General features: G+C 67.9%; 18 protein-coding genes. 5 read left to right on the forward strand and 13 right to left on the reverse strand.

The window, feature by feature from the left end; translation table 11 throughout:
* Positions 1–48 precede the first annotated feature (48 nt).
* Genes NSQ78_RS21280 through NSQ78_RS21290 form a run of 3 tightly spaced genes read left to right on the forward strand, consistent with a single transcriptional unit; the run spans position 49 to position 5,724 of the window.
* The gene (locus NSQ78_RS21280; protein ID WP_064239524.1) at positions 49–1,302 is read left to right on the forward strand and encodes a TolC family protein; all 1,254 of its coding nucleotides are present in this window, start codon (positions 49–51) and stop codon (positions 1,300–1,302) included.
* Positions 1,299–2,504, forward strand: coding sequence for an efflux RND transporter periplasmic adaptor subunit (locus NSQ78_RS21285; RefSeq protein WP_064239525.1), 1,206 nt, complete (start codon positions 1,299–1,301; stop codon positions 2,502–2,504). Before NSQ78_RS21280 ends, NSQ78_RS21285 begins: the two co-directional genes overlap by 4 nt.
* A gap of 10 nt (positions 2,505–2,514) precedes the next feature.
* The gene (locus NSQ78_RS21290; protein WP_064239526.1) at positions 2,515–5,724 is read left to right on the forward strand and encodes a CusA/CzcA family heavy metal efflux RND transporter; all 3,210 of its coding nucleotides are present in this window, start codon (positions 2,515–2,517) and stop codon (positions 5,722–5,724) included.
* Positions 5,725–5,819: 95 nt separating this feature from the next.
* On the opposite strand, the gene NSQ78_RS21295 is transcribed toward NSQ78_RS21290, so the two are convergent.
* From NSQ78_RS21295 to NSQ78_RS21335, 9 genes are all read right to left on the reverse strand, one after another.
* Entirely contained in the window at positions 5,820–7,592 is a 1,773-nt protein-coding gene (locus tag NSQ78_RS21295; RefSeq protein ID WP_064239527.1) for a DUF885 family protein, read from the reverse strand.
* 220 nt (positions 7,593–7,812) lie between these two features.
* Positions 7,813–8,160: a lipid-A-disaccharide synthase N-terminal domain-containing protein gene (locus NSQ78_RS21300; protein WP_064239528.1), complete on the reverse strand. Its 348-nt coding sequence runs from the start codon at positions 8,158–8,160 to the stop codon at positions 7,813–7,815.
* Complete coding sequence (locus NSQ78_RS21305; protein ID WP_049471128.1) at positions 8,160–8,882, reverse strand: glycosyltransferase family 2 protein; 723 nt, start codon at positions 8,880–8,882, stop codon at positions 8,160–8,162. The genes NSQ78_RS21300 and NSQ78_RS21305 overlap by 1 nt, the downstream gene beginning before the upstream one ends.
* 90 nt (positions 8,883–8,972) lie before the next feature.
* Positions 8,973–9,938: an NAD-dependent epimerase/dehydratase family protein gene (locus NSQ78_RS21310; protein ID WP_049471125.1), complete on the reverse strand. Its 966-nt coding sequence runs from the start codon at positions 9,936–9,938 to the stop codon at positions 8,973–8,975.
* 51 nt (positions 9,939–9,989) lie between these two features.
* Positions 9,990–10,721 carry a suppressor of fused domain protein gene (locus NSQ78_RS21315; protein ID WP_064239529.1) on the reverse strand — a complete coding sequence of 244 codons (732 nt, stop codon included), beginning with the start codon at positions 10,719–10,721 and terminating at the stop codon, positions 9,990–9,992.
* Positions 10,722–10,847: 126 nt separating this feature from the next.
* Positions 10,848–11,771: a ParB/RepB/Spo0J family partition protein gene (locus NSQ78_RS21320; protein WP_014648883.1), complete on the reverse strand. Its 924-nt coding sequence runs from the start codon at positions 11,769–11,771 to the stop codon at positions 10,848–10,850.
* A complete protein-coding gene (locus NSQ78_RS21325; RefSeq protein WP_014648884.1) occupies positions 11,771–12,568 on the reverse strand; it encodes a ParA family protein in 798 nt (265 codons plus the stop codon). Before NSQ78_RS21325 ends, NSQ78_RS21320 begins: the two co-directional genes overlap by 1 nt.
* Before the next feature lie 112 nt (positions 12,569–12,680).
* Positions 12,681–13,319, reverse strand: coding sequence for a 16S rRNA (guanine(527)-N(7))-methyltransferase RsmG (rsmG, locus tag NSQ78_RS21330; RefSeq protein ID WP_064239530.1), 639 nt, complete (start codon positions 13,317–13,319; stop codon positions 12,681–12,683).
* Positions 13,320–13,358: 39 nt separating this feature from the next.
* Complete coding sequence (locus NSQ78_RS21335) at positions 13,359–13,958, reverse strand: 4'-phosphopantetheinyl transferase superfamily protein (protein ID WP_049471120.1); 600 nt, start codon at positions 13,956–13,958, stop codon at positions 13,359–13,361.
* Between the two features lie 84 nt (positions 13,959–14,042).
* On the opposite strand from NSQ78_RS21335, the gene NSQ78_RS21340 reads away from it, so the two are divergent.
* On the forward strand, positions 14,043–14,294 hold the full coding sequence (locus NSQ78_RS21340) for a GlsB/YeaQ/YmgE family stress response membrane protein (protein ID WP_014648887.1): 252 nt from the start codon (positions 14,043–14,045) through the stop codon (positions 14,292–14,294).
* Positions 14,295–14,366: 72 nt separating this feature from the next.
* Here NSQ78_RS21340 and xth read toward each other — a convergent pair whose 3' ends face one another.
* From xth to NSQ78_RS21360, 4 genes are all read right to left on the reverse strand, one after another.
* Positions 14,367–15,134: an exodeoxyribonuclease III gene (xth, locus tag NSQ78_RS21345; RefSeq protein WP_064239531.1), complete on the reverse strand. Its 768-nt coding sequence runs from the start codon at positions 15,132–15,134 to the stop codon at positions 14,367–14,369.
* A gap of 131 nt (positions 15,135–15,265) precedes the next feature.
* A complete protein-coding gene (locus tag NSQ78_RS21350; RefSeq protein ID WP_308306375.1) occupies positions 15,266–16,675 on the reverse strand; it encodes a coniferyl aldehyde dehydrogenase in 1,410 nt (469 codons plus the stop codon).
* Between the two features lie 198 nt (positions 16,676–16,873).
* Positions 16,874–18,535, reverse strand: a complete 1,662-nt coding sequence (locus NSQ78_RS21355; protein WP_049471113.1) for an MFS transporter — start codon at positions 18,533–18,535, stop codon at positions 16,874–16,876.
* 181 nt (positions 18,536–18,716) lie between these two features.
* On the reverse strand, positions 18,717–20,144 hold the full coding sequence (locus tag NSQ78_RS21360) for a DcaP family trimeric outer membrane transporter (RefSeq protein WP_053461689.1): 1,428 nt from the start codon (positions 20,142–20,144) through the stop codon (positions 18,717–18,719).
* A gap of 245 nt (positions 20,145–20,389) precedes the next feature.
* On the opposite strand from NSQ78_RS21360, the gene acs reads away from it, so the two are divergent.
* Positions 20,390–22,333, forward strand: a complete 1,944-nt coding sequence (gene acs / locus NSQ78_RS21365; protein WP_049471109.1) for an acetate--CoA ligase — start codon at positions 20,390–20,392, stop codon at positions 22,331–22,333.
* The last annotated feature ends 20 nt before the right edge of the window (positions 22,334–22,353 follow it).

The raw sequence follows: 22,353 nt of genomic DNA on the forward strand, positions 1-22,353 counted from the left end.
CGTCCCGCGATTGCGGGCTCCCGTTTCACTCACAACCGGAATCCCCCTATGTCGATCCTGACACCTCGGTCGCTGCGTGCGGCCGGGCGGGTCGTCGCCGTGTTGCTGGGCCTGGCCCCAGCGGCAGCGGTGATGGCGCAAGCCGCCCCTTCCTATGACACCCTGCTTGAACGCCTGGACCAGCTGCCCGGCACCCGCGTCGGTGCGGCGCTGGCCGAGGCCGCCGATGCGCGCGCCGAGCAGGCCCGCGCACTACCCAACCCTTCTCTCTCCTACTCCGCTGAAAACGCCTGGGGTACCGGCTCCTATGGCGGCATGGGCAGGGCCGACAGCGTGCTTACCCTGTCCCAGCCATTGGAGGTCTGGGGCCAGCGCGGCGCGCGCGTCCGTGCGGCCCGCGCCGAGGCACAGGCGGCCAACCTGCGAGGCACGCAGAGCCGCAGCGACGTGGCCAGCCAGCTGGCGGTGGTCTATGCACAGGCGGAAAGTGCACTGCGCCGCTACACCCTGGCCGAAGAGGCACTGAGCCTCACCCGCGATGACGCCAACGCGGTCAACGCGTTGGTCAAGCAGGGCCGCGAACCGCAGCTGCGTGCGGTGCAGGCGCAGAGCGAAGTGGCCAATGCCAGCGCCGCGCTGGATGAGGCGCAGGCCTTCCGCGACGCCGCGCTGGCCCGCCTGGCCGGCACCGCGCTGCTGGATGCGCCGGTGCAATCGATCGACGACAGCCTGCTCGACCGTGCGCCGCCGCTTCCACGCGGTGCCATCGATACCGCACTGGCAGTGCGCATCGCGGAAGCCGAGGCCGATGCGGCGGGCAAGCGGGTCGACGTGGAGCGCAAGCGCGCCCTGCCCGATCTGAGCGTCACCGCCGCGCAGACCCGCTTCCGCGAAGGCGGCGAGCGTGCCTACAACCTCGGGGTCAGCCTCAGCATTCCGCTGTTCGACCGCAACCGCGGGGGCATCCGCGCCGCCAATGCCGACCAGCGCGCGGCCGAGGCACGCCTGGACCAGCAGCGCCGCGACAGCGAGGCCGCACGCCTCTCCGCCGTGGCCGGACTGAAGGCGGCCGGCAGCCGTACCCGCGCCGCCGATGAAAGCGTGGTCGCCGCCGAGGAGGCGTATCGCCTGGCTCGCATTGGCTTCGACGCCGGACGCATCTCGCAGCTGGAACTGCGCAGCACGCGCAGCGCCCTCATCGCCGCCCGCGGCACCGCCGTGGATGCGCGCCTGTCCCGCGTCGCCGCGGAAATCGATCTTGCCCGCCTGGAAGGGCGCGCACCTTTTGTGGAGGCCCCATGACTCTCTCCCGTACTGTCCCGCTGATCGGCGGCGCGCTGCTGGCCGTGGTGCTGGCCGGCTGCGCTGGCAATGCGCAGACGCCTGCAAATGAAGACCCGGCTGCGGCCAAGGCCGGCACCGACGACGGCCATGGCCACGCGTCCGACAGCAAGGAAGCCAAGGCCGAATCCGCAAAGGCGCCCGCCGATGCGGATGAGGGTGTCGTGCAGTTGACCCCCGAGCAGATCAAGGCGTCCGGTATCGAAGTGGTCGCGGTCGGTCGTGGTGGCGGTGGTTCCACGCGCCTGTCCGGCCGCGTCGAACCGTCGGTCGGTGCACGTGCCTCGGTGGCTTCGACCGTCACCGGCCGCGTCGAACGCGTGCTGGTCGCGCCGGGCACCGCGGTGAAGCAGAACCAGGCACTGGCCATCGTAGTCAGTGGCGAAGCCGCGGTGTTCCGCGCCAATGCGCTGGCCGCATCGGCCGAAGCCGAGGCTGCGCGCCTGGCCTATGGCCGCGACAAGGCATTGGTCGAGCAGGGCGTGGTCGCCCGCCAGGAAATGGAAGCCTCGCGCGCACGTTCGCTGGCGGCACAGGCCCAGGCCGCCGCCGCGCAGGCCCAGGCCGCCGCCAACGGTTCGCCGGACAGCAGCGGCCGTGTGCGCATCACCAGTCCGGTGGCCGGCATCGTCGGCAACGTGCAGGTCACCCCGGGTGGCGTGGTCGCCGCCGGCAGCGCGGTGGCCGATGTCGCCGACCCGACGATGAACGAGCTGGTGTTCACCGCACCGCCAGCGCTGGCGGCACAGGTCACGCCGGGCATGACACTGGAAGTGAGCGCGCCGGGTGGCAGCTTCACCGCCACCGTCACCGGTTCGGCCGCCGATGTGCGCCAGCAGGGCGGCGTCGCGGTGATCCGCGCCGCGCCGGTGGATGCGTCGCTGCCGCCGGCCGGTTCGCCGGTTTCGGCCGTGGTCGTCACCGAGGGCCAGGATGGCTCGCTCAGCGTGCCGGCCGATGCGGTGCAGAACGTCGATGGCAGCAGCGCGGTGTTCGTCGCCGTCGAAGGTGGCTTCAAGGCACAGCCGGTCCTGGCCGGGCGCCGTGCCGGTGACCGCATCGAGATCCTCGGTGGGCTGACCGGCAGCGAGCGCATCGTCGGTGCCAATGCCTTCCTGCTCAAGGCCGAGCTGGCCAAGGGCGAAGCCGAGCACGGCCACTGAGGAGGCGACCATGTTCAAGCTGATCATTGAAACAGCGGTGCGCCACCGCTGGCTGGTGGTGTTCATGGCCGCGCTGATCGCCGCCGTGGGCCTGTTCCAGCTGGGCAAGCTGCCGATCGACGCGGTGCCGGACATCACCAACCGCCAGGTGCAGATCAACACGGTGGCACCGGCGCTGACCCCGGAGCAGATCGAGCGGCAGGTGACCTATCCGCTGGAAACCGCGCTGGCCGGCATTCCCGGCCTGACCACCACGCGTTCGCTGTCGCGCAATGGCTTCTCGCAGGTCACCGCGATCTTCACCGATGCCACCGACATCTACTTCGCCCGCCAGCAGGTGGCCGAGCGCATGCGCGAGGCGTCCGAAGACCTGCCCGACGGTGCATCGCCGATGCTGTCGCCGGTCACCACCGGGCTTGGCGAGGTGCTGATGTGGACGGTGGACTTCACCGCGTTCGACCCGGCCAAGCTGGCCAAGCCCGGTGAAGCCGGCTGGCAGGCCGGCGAGGTCTACCGCACGCCGGAAGGCAACCTGCTGCGTACGCCCGAAGAACGTGCGACCTACCTGCGCACCGTGCAGGACTGGATCATCGCGCCGCAGATGCGTTCCAGCCCGGGGCTGGCCGGGGTCGATACGGTTGGCGGCTACGTCAAGGAGTACGGCGTGCATCCGGACAGCGCCAGACTGGCCGCGCATGGCCTCGGCCTGGCCGACCTGGTCACCGCCCTGCAGCGTTCCAACGTGCAGGCCGGTGCCGGCTTCGTGCAGCGTGCCGGCGAAGGCCTGGTGGTGCGTGCCGATGGCCTGGCGCTGACCACCGACGACCTGGCGCAGGCCCCGGTGGCGACCCGCAATGGCGTGGTGGTGCGCGTGGCCGATGTAGCCAAGGTGGAACTGAGCCGCGCGCCGCGGCTGGGCGCGGCCAGCCGCAACGGCCATGAAGCCGTGCTGGGTACCGCGCTGATGATCGCCGGTGGCAACAGCCGCACCGTGGCGCAGGCAGCGGCCGCGCGCCTGGAACAGGTAAACAAGTCACTGCCGGCCGACATCGTGGCGGCACCGGTGCTGGACCGCAGCGTGCTGGTCAATTCCACCATCAAGACCGTGGCCAAGAACCTCACCGAGGGCGCGCTGCTGGTGGTGGTGGTGCTGTTCCTGCTGCTGGGCAACCTGCGTGCGGCGACGATCACTGCGCTGGTGATTCCGCTGTCGTTCCTGTTCGCAGTGATCGGCATGAACCGCTTCGGCATCAGTGGCAACCTGATGAGCCTGGGTGCACTGGACTTCGGCATCCTGGTGGACGGTGCGGTGATCGTGGTCGAGTCGACGCTGCTGATGCTGGGCCAGCGCCGCGCTGAACTGGGTCGTGCGCTGACCGCGATGGAACGGCTGCGCGTGGCCGCCGATGCAGCGCTGAAAATGGCGCGACCGGCGGCGTTCGGCCAGCTGATCATCCTGCTGGTGTTCGCGCCGATCCTCACTCTGGAGGGCGTGGAGGGCAAGACGTTCCACCCGATGGCGGCCACGTTCATGCTGGCCCTGGTCGGTGCCTTCCTGTTCTCCTTCACCTTCGTGCCGGCAATGGCCGCGCTGCTGGTGCGCGAGCCCAAGGTGAAAGAAGGTGACGCACATGCTGACGATGGCGAGCACGAAACCAGGCTGATCCGCGTGCTGCGTGCGCGCATCGAACCGGTGGTGCGCAAGGCCGTGGCGCACCCGCGCACGGTGCTGGCCGGTGCGGTGATGATGGTGGTGGTGGGCATCGGCGCGTTCTCGCTGCTGGGCCGCGAGTTCATGCCGACGCTGGATGAAGGCAACGTGGCGATGCAGGCCCTGCGCGTGCCGTCGACTTCGCTGGAGCAGTCGCTGGCGATGCAGCTGGCGCTGGAGAAGGCGATCGCCAAAGAGCCGGAGGTGGAAACCGTGTTCTCGCGCACCGGTACCGCCGAGGCGGCCATCGACCCGATGCCGACCAACATCTCCGACAGCGTGATCGTACTGAAGCCGCGCAAGGACTGGCCCGATCCGACGCTGGCCAAGGACGCACTGGTGGCGCGCTTCGAGAAGCTGGCCGGGCAGCAGCTGGGCAACAGCTTCGAGTTCAGCCAGCCGATCGAGCTGCGCTTCAACGAGCTGATTTCCGGCGTGCGGACCGACCTGGCGGTGATGATCTTCGGTGATGACTTCAGCCAGCTGCAGAAGGTGGCCGACCAGGTGGCGCTGAAGCTGCGTGCGGTGAACGGCGCGGCCGACGTGCGGGTGGAACAGATCTCCGGCCTGCCCACGCTCAACGTGGCGATCGACCACGTAGCGGCGGCACAGTACGGGCTGACCGCCGCGGATGTGAGTGATGCGCTGTCCACCGGCATCGGCGGTACTGCGGCTGGCAAGATCTTCGAAGGTGATCGCCGCTTCAACGTGGTGGTGCGCCTGGACGATGCCTCGCGCAACGATCCGGACCAGTTGGCGTCGCTGCCGATCGCTACGCCATCTGGGCTGGTGATTCCGCTGTCGTCGGTGGCGCGCATCACGGTCAGTGAAGGACCGAACCAGATCAGCCGCAACAACGGCAGCCGCCGCGTGGTGGTGCAGGCCAACGTGCGCGGTCGCGACCTGGGCGGCTTCGTCGGCGAGGCACAGGCCGCGGTGGCCGACGTGGCGCTGCCGCCGGGTGCGTACCTGACCTGGGGCGGTCAGTTCGAGAACCTGCAGCGCGCGGAGAAGCGGCTGGCGACGGTGGTACCGGTCGTGTTCCTGCTGATCGGCAGCCTGCTGTTCATGGCCCTGCGCAGTGGCAAGGAAGCCATTCTGGTGTTCAGCTGCGTGCCGTTGGCGCTGGTTGGCGGCATCCTCGCGCTGCTGCTGCGGGGCATGCCGTTCTCGGTATCGGCGGCGGTTGGCTTCATCGCCGTCTCCGGCGTGGCCACGTTGAACGGCCTGGTGCTGATGCAGGCGATCCGCGAACGCCTGGACGCCGGTGACCTGCCGCTGCAGGCAGCGATCAACGGTGCCTCCAGCCGCATCCGCGCGGTGCTGACCACGGCGCTGGTGGCCATCGTCGGCTTCATCCCGATGGCGATTGCCAGCGGTTCCGGTGCGGAGGTGCAGAAGCCGCTGGCGACGGTGGTGATCGGCGGACTGATCACCGCCACCGTGCTGACCCTGCTGGTGCTGCCGACCTTCGCTGCACGGGTGGCCAAGCCACGGGCGGTGGGTTGAGGTGAGAGGGGGTCGGAGCCCTTTCCGTGGGGAAGGGATCCGACCCCGTGACCGGGACGGATTGCCGGCCAGCGGCCGGCACTACCCGGTAACGGTCAGGCCTTCTTGCGTTCGGCGATGTAGGCCTGGATCTGCTGTTCCAGCACCGGCAGCGGCACCGAGCCCTGCTTGAGCAGGGTGTCATGGAACCCCTTGATGTCGAACTTGTCGCCCAGCTCCTTCTCGGCCTGCGCACGCAGGCGCACGATGGCGATCTCACCCAGCTTGTAGCTCAGCGCCTGGCCCGGCCAGGAAATGTAGCGGTCCACTTCGGTGGTCACTTCATGCTCGCTCAGCGCGGTGTGGTCACGCAGGTAGGCCAGCGCCTGTTCGCGGGTCCAGCCCTTGCTGTGCACGCCGGTGTCGATCACCAGGCGCGCCGCGCGCCACATCTCATAGGTCAGGCGGCCGAAATCCTCGTACGGGGTTTCGTAGATGCCCATCTCCACGCCCAGCTTCTCGCAGTACAGCGCCCAGCCTTCGCCATAGGCGGAGATGTAGGCGTTGCGGCGGAACTCGGGCAGGTTCTTCTGCTCGGCGGCGATCGCACCCTGCAGCGAATGGCCCGGATCGGATTCATGCAGGGTCAGCGCCGGCAGGTTGTACAGCGGGCGCGAAGGCAGGTTGTAGGTGTTGAGCCAGTAGGTGCCCATGCCACCGCGGCCGGCCGTCCAGAACGGTGCGATGTCCGGCGGCACCGGCACGATGGTGAAGCGTGCGCGCGGCAACGTCATGTACTTGCCGAGCTGGCCGTCCGCCCGCTTGGAGATCCACGCGGCACGCGACAGCAGCTCTTCCGGCGTCTTGGCATAGAACTGCGGATCGGTGCGCAGGAAGGTCAGGAACTCGGCGAAGCTGCCCTTGAACTTCACCCGCTTGATGATGTCGTTCATCTCGCTCTGGATGCGGGCGACTTCCTCCAGGCCGATCCGATGGATCTCGTCCGGCGACAGGTCCAGCGTGGTGTATTCGTGGATCTGCTGCCGGTAGTACGCCTTGCCATCGGGCATCGCTTCGGCGGCCAGAGTGGTACGCGCCTGCGGCACGTATTCGTTGACGAAGAAGGTGCGCAGCTGCTGGAACGCCGGCACCACCTTGCCGCTGATCGCCGCACGCGCCTGCGCCTGCAGCCTGGCCTGTTCGGCGGCCGGGAGGGTGGTGGGCAGCTTCTTGAACGGCGCGTACAGCGGCGATTCGGTAGGGTCCTTCAGCTCGGCGACGGTGGCGATGGACACTTCGCGGCCGTCGAGCACCGCGCGCGGCACGCTGAAGCCACGCTTCAGGCCGGCACGCATGTTTTCGGTCTGCTGGCCGAAGTAGCGCGGCACATCGTTCAGGCGCGCGATGTAGTTCTGGTAGTCCTGCACGGTCTTCATCTCGCGCCGCGCCATGAAGGACAGGTTGGACCAGAACGAGGAGTCGGCGTTGAACGGCATCTCGTAGGCGCGCAGGCGCACTTCCTCGGCCAGGTTGAACACCTGGTCGTGGTAGATCGCGTAGTTGACCTGGTTGTCGGCCGACAGGGTCTTCGGGTCGATCTTCTTCAGCGCGGCCAGGGTCTCGTCCCACACCTTCAGGCGCGCCTGCTGCGCGGCCGGGCCGACGTCGGGCATGCGGGTGGCGTTGGCGGGCGCGTCTTCATCCTCGCTGGCCTCGCCACCTCCCTGCTGGCGCCACTTCCACTCCTTCTCGTACAGCGCGCGGAAGGCGGCATCGGCGGGCGATTCGGTGGCCACGCTGGCCGGTGCGGCAGTGGCGGACGGCGCGGCCAGGGCCACGGTGGGGGCGGACAGGGCGAGCAGCAGGGCGACAGCAAGACGGGTTTTCACGAGCACAGGTTCCCGGGAAGGCAGGCCCCGATGATGGCACCCCCCACCGCCCGTGGCATGGGACGAAGGTCCTGCCTGCAGCGCCGGAGGCGCGTGGTAGAGCCGACTGGGTAGAGCCGACTGTTAGTCGGCTGCTCTTCCGCCACATGTAGCAAAGCCCGCGCTCCGCGCGAAAGTCGACTGACCGTCGACGCTACCCATGGCAGGCACCCCGCAGGCCTCAGTGGCTGCCCTTGTCGCGCTTCCAGCCGCGGTGCTTGATGTCCAGGTGCAGGCTGTACAGCGCGGTGAACGCCGGGAACAGGTTCTGCAGCACGCCCACCGAATCCTGCTTGGCCGAGAACAGGAAGTAGCTCAGCGTCATCAGGCTGCCGAGCACGCTCATGTACCAGAACAGGCGCGGGATCACCGGCTTGCCGGCGCGCTTGGACGCGACGAACTGGACCAGCCAGCGGCCGCCGAACATCAGCGCGCCGGTATAGCCGATCAGCTTCCAGCCGGTCACGTGCAGGCCGGTCCAGTACAGCCAGGTCAGCGGCTGGTCGAGCCAATGCAGCTCCAGATCCATCAACGCTCCTCCACCGCGGTGCGCTTGCTGCGGGTGATCAGCCAGGCCACGCCACGCAGGTCACGGATGCCGACCAGCGCGCGGCCGAGGTTGTTGTACTTGGACACGCCAGCGGTGCGGTGGCGGTGGTTGACCGGCACGCTGGTGGTCTTCCAGCCGGCGCGCTGCATCAGCGCCGGCAGGTAGCGGTGCATGTGGTCGAAGTACGGCAGGTCGAGGAAAGCGCTGCGCTCGAACAGCTTGATGCCACAGCCGGTATCGGGCGTGTCATCGCGCAGCATGCGGGCGCGGATGCGGTTGGCCCAGCGGCTGGCCCAGCGCTTGCTGCCACTGTCCTGGCGGTTGACGCGCCAGCCAGCGAACAGCTTCACCTGCGCGTCTGCAGCGTCGCGCGCGGCCAGCAGCTTGGGGATATCGGCCGGATCGTTCTGGCCATCGCCATCTAGGGTCGCGATCCACGGCGCCCGCGCATGCTTGACGCCGGTGCGCACGGCGGTGCTCTGCCCGCTCTGGTTCACGTGATGCAGTACCCGCAGTTCCGGCGTGGTCGCCTTCAGTCCCTGCAGCACCGCCAGGGTGTCATCGCGCGAGTGATCGTCGATGTAGACGATCTCGAACGGCAGCCGGCCACGCAGCGCAGCGGTGATTTCGGCGACCAGCGGGGCGACATTGTCGCGCTCGTTGAACACCGGGACGACAACGGAAAGCTCGGGTTGGCTCATAAGGCACTCGGCCAAAGGGGGGACAAAGACCGCGCATTCTCCGCAGCCGAGGTTATCCGAAGATGAACCCGGCAGCGTGAGGATCCGTCCTCAGGCGCGATCACCAAAATACTCGCGGCACCACTGCACCACCGGCGGCAGCCCTGCTTCGATCGGGGTCACCGCATCGAAGCCGAAAGCGTCATGCGCGCGCCGGGTATCGGCCATCGTGCGCACCATGTCGCCGGGCTGCATGGGCTTGTAGACCTTCTGCGCGGGGCGGCCGGCAGCCTGCTCGATCACGCTGATGAAGCGCTCCAGCTCGACCGGCGTATGGTTGCCGAGGTTGAACACCCGGTGCGGCACCGGACCATCGGACGGATGCGCGAGCGCGCCGAGGATACCCGACACGATGTCGGAGACATGTGTGAAATCGCGCTGCATGCGGCCTTCGTTGAACACGTCGATCGGGCGCCCGGCCAGCACCGCGCGCGAAAACAGCAGCGGCGCCATGTCCGGCCGGCCCCACGGGCCGTAGACGGTGAAGAAGCGCAGGCCGGTGGCATGCAGGCCGTACAGCTGCGCATAGGTATGTGCCATCAGCTCGTTGGCGGCCTTGGTCGCCGCGTACAGCGAGCGCGGCTGGTCCACGCGCTGGTCCTCGGAGAACGGCGGCGTGGCCGAATCGCCGTAGACCGAGCTGCTGGAGGCGTACACCAGGTGCTGCACGCCACCGTGGCGGCACAGCTCGAGCATGTTGACGAAGCCGACCAGGTTGCTGTCGACGTAGGCGTGCGGGTTTTCCAGCGAATAGCGCACGCCGGCCTGCGCGGCCAGGTGGATCACCGCGCTCGGCTTCACTTCATCGAACAGTGCGGCCAGGCCTTCGCGGTCGGTCAGGTCCAGGGTGCGCAGGTCCAGCGACGGGCACAGCGCGGCCACGCGGTCGCGCTTGATCTGCGGATCGTAGTAATCGTTGAAGTTGTCCAGGCCGACCACCGACTGGCCGGCCTCCAGCAGGGCGCGGGCGGTGTAGGCACCGATGAAGCCGGCAGCGCCGGTGAGCAGGAGGGTCATTGCAGTTGCCTGGATTTCAATGAGGACAGGTGCAGAGGATACGCCGCAGGCTCAGAACAGCCCGAAACGCTTCCTGGCCACGTTGGTGCGGCCGGGTTCGATCACGTCCTGGATCTTCTTCGCATCGAAGCGGTCGAGCAGCGCCTCGGCGCCCTTCTTCAGCTTCAGGTCCATCTCTTCCGGATACAGCGGAACCAGGGTCATGAAGCTGATGGTCCTGCCGTCGTCCAGTTCCAGCGTGGCGAAGTCATCCGGGGTAGTCACCGGCGGCAGCACGATGGCGCCGTCGAAGCCCACGCCCGGCGCATAGGGCTCGCTGGGATGGCCGTTGGGAATGGTGTGGCCGAAGCCCAGCCAGGTGTCGTACTCGTGCGGCAGCCGCGCCATGCCCTTCAGCAGGCGCACCGGCCAGTAGTTGCGTTCGTCCTCGAAAGCCTCCTGCGTGATCGGCCAGTCGGCCGGCAGGGTCACCATCAGTTCCATGTAGCGCGGCACGTCCGCACCGACTTCGGCGGGCACGGTCATCGGCAGGTCGCTCATGCCGGAAGTGACCAGGCGCAGGTACGGGAACTGGTCATTGGCCGGCACCACGTGCACGTCGATGTGCACCAGGTCGGAGATGATCTCGTGGAAGACGCCGGACACCGGGCCCAGATGGCGTTCGAGGTGGGCGCTGATCGCCTCGATATGCGCTTCACCCTGCGGCGGGGTGAAGTCCTTCTGGCGGCTGTGCACCAGGATCGGGCTACCGCCCGGGCTGACGTCGTCGAATGGGTGGCTCATGTCCTGCTCCCTGGATGAAGCCACGGACCGGAGAGCAGTGCATCCCCCGGTGCGCGCGGCGGTGCGTTCCCTGGCAGTGAAGGAACGCGGCAGGAACAGGCCGCATCCCCTGTCGCGGCGCCGGGCTCAGCCCTGGCGCGTACGCAGCTTTTCCAGCACGCCGTCCAGGGTGTCCAGGTCGGTGTAGTGGATGATCAGCTTGCCCTTGCCACCGCGGCCATGATTGATCGCCACCTTGGCGCCCAATGCTTCGGACAGCTCGGTTTCCAGCGAGGCGATGTCGGCCTGCTGCACCTTCGGCGTGGCCGCCGGGCGGTTGCTCGGCACCTTGCCGGCGGCAAAGGCCTGCGCACGGCGCTCGACCTCGCGTACCGACCAGCCTTCATCGGCCGCTTCCTGGGCCAGCTTGCCGGCCAGCTCGGGGGCCAGGGTCAGCAGCGCGCGGGCGTGGCCCATTTCCAGGCGGCGGGTTTCCAGCAGCAGGCGGATCGCCACCGGCAGCTCCAGCAGGCGCAGCAGGTTGGACACCGCCGCGCGCGAGCGGCCGACGGCCTCGGCGGCCTCGGCATGGGTCAGGGTGAACTCGCTGATCAGGCGCTGCAGCGCTTCGGCCTCTTCCAGCGGGTTGAGGTCTTCGCGCTGGATGTTTTCGATCAGGGCCATCGCGATGACGGTGCGGTCTTCCAGCTCGCGCACCACCACCGGCACTTCATCCAGCCCGGCCAGCTGCGATGCGCGCCAGCGGCGTTCACCGGCGACGATTTCGTAGTTGCCTGCCGGCAGCTGGCGCACCAGGATCGGCTGGATCACGCCCTGCGACTTGATCGAGTCGGCCAGCTCGGACAGCTTGCCCTCGTCCATCTCGCGGCGCGGCTGGTACTTGCCCGGCTGCAGCTGGCCGACCGGCAACTTGCGCAGCACTTCACCCGGCAGCGGCTCGATCACCGCAGTGGTGGCCTGCACCTGGCTGACCGCGCCTTTCGGGCCCAGCAGCGCGTCCAGGCCACGGCCGAGGCCTCGCTTCTTGGCTGCCGGCTTGCTGCTGGTCATCAGACGATCTCCACGGCCTTGCCGGCCTTGTTGCGTTCGTTGTTGCGGCGGATGATCTCGCCGGCCAGGCCCAGGTAGGCCACGCCGCCGCGCGAGGCGCGGTCGTAGCCGACGATGCTCTGGCCATGGCTGGGCGCCTCGGCCAGGCGCACGTTGCGCGGCACGATGGTGCGGAACACGCGGTCGCCGAAGTGCTCGGTGAGCTCGGCCGACACTGCGTTGGCCAGGTTGTTGCGCACGTCGAACATGGTGCGCAGCACGCCTTCGATCTCCAGCGCCGGGTTCAGGCTGGTGCGCAGCGCTTCGATGGTTTCCACCAGCGCGCTCAGGCCTTCCAGTGCGTAGTACTCGCACTGCATCGGCACGATCACTGAATCGGCGGCGGCCAGCGCGTTGAGCGTCAGCAGCGACAGCGCCGGCGGGCAGTCGATCAGGATGTAGTCGTACTCGTCGCGGATCGGCGCCAGCGCGCGCTTCAGGCGCTGCTCGCGCTCGCTCTGGCCCATCAGCTGGATCTCGGCGGCGGTCAGGTCGATGTTGCCGGGCAGCAGGTCGTACCCCTCGGCGGTCTGCACGCGCACGTCGGCGGCACTGTTCTCGCCCAGCAGCAGGTCACAGGTGGAGGCGGCCAGCTCGCGTTTGTCCACGCCACTGCCCATGGTCGCGTTGCCCTGCGAATCCAGGTCGACCAACAGCACGCGCTTGGGTGCGTTGGCCAGGGAAGCGGCCAGGTTGACGGCGGTCGTGGTCTTGCCGACGCCACCCTTCTGGTTGGCGATGGCGATGATGCGGGCCATGCGGGTGTGCCTCGTCGACGTGTGCTGGGACCGGTCATTATGCGTACAACCGGCCCCTTGCGGAAATCGTGGATCGCCAACCCGTTGTTCCACAAGGGGCTGGCGCCGGGAATCAGGGGCCTGTAACGGTAACCAGGTGGCGTTCGCCGGCCAGGCCGGGCACGTTCAGCGGGGTCACCTCGCGCACCTGCCAGCCCGCCGGCAGGTCCGCGATCTCCTCATGCGGGTAGACGCCTTTCATGGCCAGCAGCACGCCACCGGGCCGCAACAGGTGGCCACCGACGCGGACGATGCCGGCCAGGGTGTCCATCGCGCGCGCGGTCAGCTGGTCGTAGCGGCCGGGCTCGTCCAGCGCCTCGGCGCGCGATTCGGCCACGCGGGCGTTGTCCAGGCCGAGCTGGCGCACGGCCTCGCGCATGAAGCGCGCCTTCTTGCCATTGCTCTCGACCAGGGTGACCTGCAGGCCCGGGCAGGCGATCGCCAGCGGGATGCCGGGCAACCCGGGGCCGGTGCCGAGGTCGGCCAGGCTGCCATCGGCCACGAACGGCTGCATCGCCAGCGAGTCGAGCAGGTGGCGGGTGACCATCTCCTGCGGGTCGCGGATGGCGGTGAGGTTGTAGGTGCCGTTCCAGCGGTGCAGCAGGGCCAGGTAGCGCAGCAGCGGCGGCGCCAGCGCGGCATCCAGGCCCATGCTGGCCAGGCCCTGTTCCAGCGTGGTGGCCACGCTGGCGGGAAGTGGGTGTTCGCTCATGCCGGCATTATCGCCGGTTTTGCACGCCGATTCCCCGCTTCAGTGCGGATACCAGGCCAATGCGGCGCGGAACTGGCCGCTGGCCTGCCACTCGTGCAGGTGCCAGCGCGCGGCCTCGCCCAGCTCCGGGTCGCACCAGTGCAGGTGCAGGGCGCCGTCGGCCCCCGGCGCCAGCTGCAGGCGGTGCAGGCCGAACGAGATGCCCTGCCCGTGCGCCTTCAGGATGGCCTCCTTGACGCACCACACGCGGAAGAACCAGTGCTCGCGGTCGGCCTCGTCCAGGCGTTCCAGCCAGGCCACCTCCTGGGGGTGGAAGAAGCGCCGCACGATCTCCAGCAGCCGCGGCCGCGGCCGCAGCAGCTCCAGGTCCACGCCCAGCCGCACGCCTTCGCCCAGCGCCACCAGCAGCACCTCGCCGCTGTGGCTCCAGCCGGTGCCGTAGTGGGCCAACGGGCCGCTCAGCTCCGGCCGGCCCTTGTCATCGCGGACCAGCGGCAGCGTCTCCGGATCAGCCCCGAGGGCCTGCGCCAGCACCTGCCGCGCCTGCGGTTCACCCCGCTGGCCGGGCACATGGGGGCGCCGCCAGACGGTCACCGGACCGAAGCGCCACGGGCCGTCGAGGGTGGCTGGCAGGCTCATCCGCACGCGCCCGTCACGCAATTGCACGACGGGTTCACGGCCGTGCGCGTCAACTGGTCACAGTTCCCCACCGGAGGTTCGATCATGGGCATCATCATCTGGCTGATCGTCGGCGGCATCGTAGGCTGGCTGGCCAGCATCATCATGAAGCGCGATGCCCAGCAGGGCATCATCCTCAACATCGTGGTCGGCATCGTCGGCGCGCTGATTTCCGGCTGGCTGTTCGGCGGCGGCATCAACGAAGCGATCACCCTTCGCACCTTCCTGTTCTCGCTGATCGGTGCGGTGATCCTGCTGGCGATCGTCAACCTGTTCACCCGCAAGAGCATACGGTGATCTGAGGGTAGTGCCGGCCGCTGGCCGGCAGATGTTCCAGAACGGGCCCGGCAATCGTCGGGCCCCGTTCGTTCAACCGATCTGGACCCACGCCGGCGCGTGGTCGCTCGGGCGTTCCCAGGTGCGCGGCTCGCGGTCGATGCCCGAGGCAACCGCACTGCCCTTCAGCGCCTCTGAGACCAGGGTCAGGTCGATGCGCAGGCCGAGGTTGCGGCGGAAACCGGCCGCCCGGTAATCCCACCAGCTGAAGGTACCCGCCTCGTCGTTGTGCAGGCGGAAGCCATCGTGCAGGCCCAGCTGCAGCAGCTTGGTGAGCGCGCCGCGCTCGGCGGTGGAGGTCAGGATGTGGTTGTCGTTCCACACCTCCGGGTCGTGCACGTCGCGGGCGTCCGGGGCGATGTTGAAGTCGCCCATCACGATCAGCTTCGGGTGGCGCTGCAGCTCCTGCGCGACCCACGCATGCACCGCTTCCAGCCAGCGCAGCTTGTACGCGTACTTGTCGGTGCCGATGTCCTGGCCGTTGACCACGTACAGGTTGATCACCCGCAGGTCGCCGAAGGTGCCGGCGATGACGCGCTTCTGCTCGTCCTCGAAACCGGGAATGCCGATCTGCACGTCCTGCGCCGGCTCACGCGACAGCAGCGCCACGCCGTTGTAGGTCTTCTGGCCGGCGAACACGCTGCGGTAGCCGGCGGCGATCAGCGCCGAATCGGGGAACTTGTGGTCCTCCAGCTTGGTTTCCTGGATGCCGACGATGTCCGGGCCGAAGTCCTTGAGCCACTGCTCCAGGTGCGGCAGGCGGACATTGAGCGAATTGACGTTCCACGAGGCGATTTTCATGCGGGCATTCTACCCGGGTGCGCTTGGCACGCGTGCCACCCCAGGTGGGCACCCACCGGTAGTGTAGACCGCTGGTAAGCAACCCCATGAACCGTCGGCAAGACCCCGCAGTTGCCGGCCAGCGGCCGGCACTACCGAAGCAGCAGCTTCAACAACCCCGCAATCTTTGAGTACGGCGGGCGCAGCCGGTCGCTGGCGGCCCAGCGCGACTGCCACAGCACCGGCAGCCGCTTGCTCATCGCATCGAACCCGGCCCGGCCATGGTACGCACCCATGCCGCTGGCCCCGACCCCGCCAAACGGCAATCCATCGGCGGCGAAGTGCAGCAGCGTGTCATTCACCGTCACCCCGCCGGCCACCACCTGGCCGAGGATGCGCTCCACCGTCGCCGTGTCGTGGCTGAAGGGATACAGCGCCAGCGGCCGGTCGCGGGACAGCACGTCGGCCAGCGCCGCCTCCAGGTCCGGATAGGCCCGCACCGGCAGCATCGGCCCGAAGATCTCCTCGCGCATCAGGTCCAGGTCGTCCGGCGGGTCCAGCACCACGGTCGGCACCAGCAGGCGCTCGCGGTCGGCGCGCGCGTCGTCCACCTGCGCCAGCGGAATCACCGGCACCCCGCGCTGCCGCGCCTGTGCCAGGTAGCCCTGCAGGCGCCGGTACTGGCCTTCATTGATGATGCGGGTGTAGTCGTCGGCATCGCTGAAGTCGCCATAGCGCTCGCGCACCTGCTGCTGCAGCGCCTGTACGAACTCGCGCTGGCGGACCGTATCGATCAGCACGTAATCCGGCGCGATGCAGGTCTGGCCCGCGTTGAACCACTTGCCGGTGGCCAGCCGTGCGGCGGCTTTGTCCAGCGGGAAATCACGGCAGACGATGGCCGGCGACTTGCCGCCCAGTTCCAGCGTGACCGGTACCAGATGCTCAGCCGCGGCGGCCATCACCTTGCGGCCGACCGCCGTCGAGCCGGTGAACAGCAGATGGTCCAGCGGCAGCGAAGACACCGCAGCTGCCACGTCCGCCCCACCCTGCACCACTGCCACCCGATCGGGCGGGAACACGCTGGCCAGCAGATCGGCCAGGAACGCACTGGTGCGCGGCGTGTGTTCCGAAGGCTTCAGCAATACGTGGTTGCCGGCCGCAATCGCGGTGGCCAGCGGCACCAGCGCCAGCGTGACCGGGTAGTTCCAGGGCGAGATCACCCCGACCACGCCCAGCGGCGTCGGCCGCAGCTGCGCGCGCGCTGGCCACAGCTTCCATCCCGCCGATGCCCGCTGCGGCTTCGACCAGCGCCGCAGGTGGCGACGCAGGTGGTCGATGGCCGACAGCACGCTCATGCCATCGGCCAGCTTCGATTCAACGTGGGCGCGGTGGCCGAAGTCTTCGGCGATGGCCTGCGCCATTTCGTCCAGGCGGGGCTTCAAGGCCTCGCGCAGGCGGCGCAGGTCGGCTTCGCGCTGGTCGAGCGTGGGCCGCTGCGACTGCCAGGCGCTGCGCAGGGTGTGCAGGAGAGCGGGGAGGTCTTCCGGCGTAGTGGTGGTCATGGGCCGACTATACGGGGTGCTGCGCAACGCAATGGTAGTGCCGGCCGCTGGCCGGCAAGGGCTTCATGTGCGCGGCGATTCAGGAGGTTGCCGGCCAGCGGCCGGCACTACCGGATGCGGGCCGAGTGGGCACACCCCACAAACAGAAAGGCCGCGGTCTGCACCGCGGCCTTTCCTTCACTGCATGGAACCCACCGGTTACTGGGTGATATCCACGTCCTTGGTCTCACGCAGGAACAGGCCGCCGATCACCACCGACATCAGCGCGATGATGATGGGGTACCACAGGCCGTAGTACAGGTTGCCGGTACCGGCCACCAGCGCGAACGAGATCGCCGGCAGGAAGCCACCGAACCAGCCGTTGCCGATGTGGTACGGCAGCGACATCGAGGTGTAGCGGATGCGGGTCGGGAAGAGTTCGACCAGATAAGCGGCAATCGGACCGTAGACCATGGTCACGTACAGCACCAGCAGCCACAGCATGAAGATGGTGCCGGCGATGTTGATGCGGGCGCCGTCGGCCTTGGCCGGGTAGCCGGCGGTGGTCAGGGCGGTCTTCAGTTCCGCACCGAACGCATCGGCCTTGGCCTTGCCTTCTTCCTTGGTCAGGCCAGCGGCCTCATACGAGGTGACGCTGGCACTGCCCACGTTCACCATCGCCAGCGAACCGGCGGCGGCGGGCTGCACGTCGTACGGCACACCGGCCTTGGTCAGCGCGGCGGTGGCCACGTCGCAGGAGCTGGTGAACTTGCGCAGGCCCACCGGATCGAACTGGAACGAGCAGGTGTTCGGATCGGCCACGACCAGCGCCGGCGAGCTGCTGCGGGCTTCTTCGATGGCCGGGTTGGCGAAGTGGGTCAGGCCCTTGAAGATCGGGATGTAGGTAACAGCCGCCAGCAGGCAGCCGGCCAGGATGATCTTCTTGCGGCCGATACGGTCGGACAGCCAGCCGAAGAAGATGAAGAACGGCACGCCCAGCGCCAGCGCCGCCGCGATCAGTAGGTAGGAGGTGGTGGCATCAACCTTCAGCATGCTGCTGAGGAAGAACAACGCGTAGAACTGGCCGCCGTACCAGACCACGGCCTGGCCGGCCGCCGCACCGAGCAGGACCAGCAGCATCAGCTTCAGGTTGCCGCCCTTCAGGCTGTCACGGAACGGCGTCTTGGAGCCCTTGCCCTCGGACTTCATCTGCTGGAACAGCGGCGATTCGCTCAGCTGCAGGCGGATCCATACCGACACGCCCAGCAGCAGGATTGATACCAGGAACGGGATGCGCCAGCCCCAGGCTTCGAAGGCTTCATTGCCCAGGAAGTAGCGGCAGGCCAGGATGATCAGCAGCGACATGAACAGGCCGAGCGTGGCTGTGCACTGGATGAAGCTGGTGTACAGGCCGCGCTTGTCGTCCGGCGCATGCTCGGCCACGTAGGTGGCAGCACCGCCGTACTCGCCGCCCATCGCCAGGCCCTGGGCCAGGCGCAGGATGATCAGGATCACCGGCGCGGCGAAACCGATCGAAGCGTAGTTGGGCAGTACGCCGACCAGGAAGGTCGAGATGCCCATGATCAGGATGGTGACCAGGAAGGTGTACTTGCGGCCGATGCGGTCGCCGAGGCTGCCGAAGAAGGCCGCACCGAACGGGCGCACGAAGAAGCCGGCGGCGAACGCCAGCAGGGCGAAGATCATGCCCGTGGTTTCATTGACGCCACTGAAGAACTGCTTGGCGATGATGGCCGCGAGCGAGCCGTACAGGAAGAAGTCATACCACTCGAAGACCGTGCCGAGGCTCGAGGCGAAGATGACCTTCTTGTGGCCCTTGGTCAGGGTGCCCGCTTTATGTGCGGTGCTGGGTGTACTGGACATGGGACGTTTTCCCTCTGTAGGTGCCGACCGCCGGTCGGCACTCAATCTCGGTAGGTGCCGGTCACCGGACCGGCTCCGCTTTGGGTAGGTGCCGGCCGCTGGACCGGCTTCGTTCTGGGTAGGTGCCGGCCGCTGGACCGGCTCCGCTTTGGGTAGGTGCCGGCCGCTGGCCGGCACGCTCTTAGAAGCTGTACTTGGTGGTGAACTGCAACCGGGTGATGTCACCCTTGTTGCCGTTCTCCACTTCGCGACGGCCGTACATCAGCTCGGCGCCGATATCGACCTTGGGCAGTGGTGAATAGAAGATGTTGCCGCGGATGCTCTGCACGCTCTTGGTCACCAGCGGGCCGAGGATGCTGTCGTTGTCGTAGTCGCTGCGCGCGTAGATCAGGTTGGTGCGCAGCTTCGGCGAGAACGCATGCCGCCAGCCGACATAGCCGGCCAGCACGCCGGTCGGGTTGAGCTCATCGCGGGCCACGTCGTAGGCGCTGTCGGCGGTGATGCCCAGGCCGATGTAGCGGGCGATGCCTTCGCCGCCGGTCAGCTGGTAGTGCAGCGAGTCGCTGTCACCCATCACCCACTTGCCGCCCAGGGTAAGGCCGCCGGCCACCTTGTCGGCCTTCGCGCCGGTGGCCTGGTTGTCCACCTTCAACTGGCGGACGATGCCACCGACACCGAAGGTGCCCCAGTCGCCCTTCCAGCCATAGCGCAGAGTCAGGTCGGGCAGGCTGCCACGGTCGGAGTTGGCGCTGGCGTTGGTCCAGGCACCGGTGACCGGGTTGCGGGTGCCGGTGAGGGTGGTGGTTTCCGGGTTTTCCAGCGCGACGCTGAAGCCGCCCTGGGTGTAGCGCACCTGGGCCTGGCGCACGAAGATCACGCCATCGGTGGGGCCGACGAAGTCGACCGCTTCGGGCAGTGCGGCCGCGTCCATGAAGTTGGACCAGGTCTGGCCGGCCAGCCAGTTGTTCCAGTACATGTAGGCGTGGCGCAGGGTCACGCCATAGGTGTTGGTGGCGGTCTGGTTGCCCAGCGAGTTGCCGAAGAAGTCCATCTCGAAGAACGCACCGGCCTTGTTGCCCGATTCGCTCACGTTGTCGATGCCCAGGTTGAAGCGCGAGAACTTGGCATGGGCGTTGAAGTCGGTGCCCGACCGCTTGCCGCTGCCGCCGGCGCCTTCCACCGGGGTCTGGCCAGGCAGGTACAGCGAGCGGCCGGTGGCGTCGTCGGCCAGCTGTCCATCGCTGGTCTGGGTGGCCAGGAAGTCGGCCTTGATGAAGCCGCCGATCTTGACCGTGGTGCCCGGTGCGGCGCCCGGGGTGAGGGTGGTGACCTGGATCGGCTGCTTGCCGGCCGGCACCTGTGCGACCGGCTTCTGCTCGGCCTGCACCGTGCGCACTTCGGTCACCGCCTGCTGGGTCTGGCTGATCTGGGTCTGTTGTTGTTGCTGCGAAGACAGCAGCAGCTGGACCTGGCGTTCCAGTTCGGCAACGCGTGCTTCCAGTGCTTTCTCTTTGGCGGTCTCTGCGAACGCCATGCCCGGTGCGACCAGGGCGACCAGCAGGCAGGCCGCCAAAGGTGTGCGCACGGCTTTCAACGTACGGTGGCTCATGTTGCCCTCTCTCCCAAGTGGCAAGGTGATGCCGCGCGTGGGGCACGGTCGAGCCGAGACTGCGGGGCGATTATGTACAGCGGCTATTCGCCATTGGTCGAACCCGCCCCTGCTGGGCGCTCACTTTCGACCATCGTCTAACCAAGGTGGTGACGCGACCGGGGGTGGATGGGGCAAACTGAGGGGAATCGGTCGCTGCGATGCTGCGACCGCACATACAAAGTCAACGTGCAAGTGAGGGTGCCATGGCTGATATCTACCCCGTCGATCCGCAGTTCGCCGCCAAGGCACGCATCGACAAGACGTCGTACGAACAGCAGTACCAGGCATCGGTGACCGACCCGGATGGTTTCTGGGGCAAGGCCGCCGAGCGCCTGCAATGGATGCGCAAGCCGACGAAGATCAAGAACGTCAGCTATGACCTGTCCAACTTCCACATCAAGTGGTTCGAAGATGGCGAGCTCAATGCCAGCGTGAACTGCCTGGATCGGCAGTTGGAAACGCGCGGCGACAAGACCGCCCTGCTGTTCGAGCCGGACGGCCCGGATGCACCGGCCCAGCATGTGACCTATCGCGAGCTGTACGAGCGCACCTGCCGCCTCGGCAACGCGCTGCGCAACCTCGGCGTCAAGAAGGGCGACCGGGTCACCATCTACCTGCCGATGATCGTCGACGCCGCGGTGGCCATGCTGGCCTGCGCGCGCATCGGTGCGATCCACTCGGTGGTGTTCGGTGGCTTCGCGCCGAACTCGATCGCCGACCGTGTCAGCGACTGCCAGAGCAAGCTGATCATCACCGCCGACGAAGGCCTGCGCGGTGGCCGCAGGATCCCGCTGAAGGCCAACGTCGATGCCGCGCTGAAGCTGCCGGGCACGAACACCGTGGAGACCGTGCTGGTGGTGCGCCACACCGGCGGCGCGGTGGACATGCAGGCCCCGCGCGACCGCTGGTTCCACGATGTGGTGGACAGCCAGCCGTCCACCTGCGAACCGGAACGCATGAACGCGGAAGATCCGCTGTTCATCCTCTACACCTCCGGTTCCACCGGCAAGCCGAAGGGTGTGCTGCACACCACCGGCGGCTACCTGCTGTACGCGGCCTACACCCATGAAGCGGTGTTCGACCTGCGCGAAGACGATATCTACTGGTGCACCGCCGACGTCGGCTGGGTCACCGGCCACAGCTACATCGTGTACGGGCCGCTGGCCAACGGCGCGACCTCGCTGATGTTCGAAGGCGTGCCGAACTACCCGGACACCTCGCGCTTCTGGAACGTCATCGACAAGCACAAGGTGACCATCTTCTACACCGCCCCGACCGCCATCCGTGCGCTGATGCGCGAAGGCGAGGAGCCGGTGAAGAAGACCTCGCGCGCGTCGCTGCGCCTGCTCGGCAGCGTCGGCGAGCCGATCAATCCGGAAGCCTGGCGCTGGTACTACGAAGTGGTCGGCGACAGCCGCTGCCCGATCGTCGATACCTGGTGGCAGACCGAGACCGGCGGCATCCTGATCTCGCCGCTGGCCGGCGCGATGGACCTCAAGCCCGGTTCGGCCACCCTGCCCTTCTTCGGCGTGCAGCCGGCGCTGGTCAATGCCGATGGCGAGATCCAGGACGGCCCGACCGAAGGCAACCTGATCATCCGCGATTCCTGGCCGGGCCAGATGCGCACGGTGTACGGCGACCACCAGCGCTTCATCGACACCTATTTCCGCACCTACCCGGGCAGCTACTTCACCGGCGACGGTTGCCGCCGCGACGAGGACGGCTATTACTGGATCACCGGCCGCGTCGATGACGTGATCAATGTGTCCGGCCACCGCATCGGCACCGCCGAAGTGGAAAGCGCGCTGGTCTCTCACCCGAAGGTGGCCGAAGCGGCGGTCGTGGGCTTCCCGCACGACGTGAAGGGCCAGGGTATCTACGCCTACGTCACGCTGGTGGCCGAAGAGGCGCCGAGCGACGAGCTGCACAAGGAGCTGATCGCCTGGGTGCGCAAGGAGATCGGCCCGATCGCCACGCCGGACCACCTGCAGTGGGCGCCGGGCCTGCCGAAGACCCGCTCGGGCAAGATCATGCGCCGCATCCTGCGCAAGATCGCCGAGAACGCGCCGGACCAGCTGGGCGACACCTCGACCCTGGCCGACCCGTCGGTGGTGGCCTCGCTGGTGGACGAACGCAAGGTGCGCTGACGTACGACCCGGGGCCGGAC

Origin of the sequence: Stenotrophomonas sp. FSL W7-1447, from assembly GCF_037966425.1 — a bacterium.
In the GTDB taxonomy this organism is placed as follows: domain Bacteria; phylum Pseudomonadota; class Gammaproteobacteria; order Xanthomonadales; family Xanthomonadaceae; genus Stenotrophomonas; species Stenotrophomonas pavanii.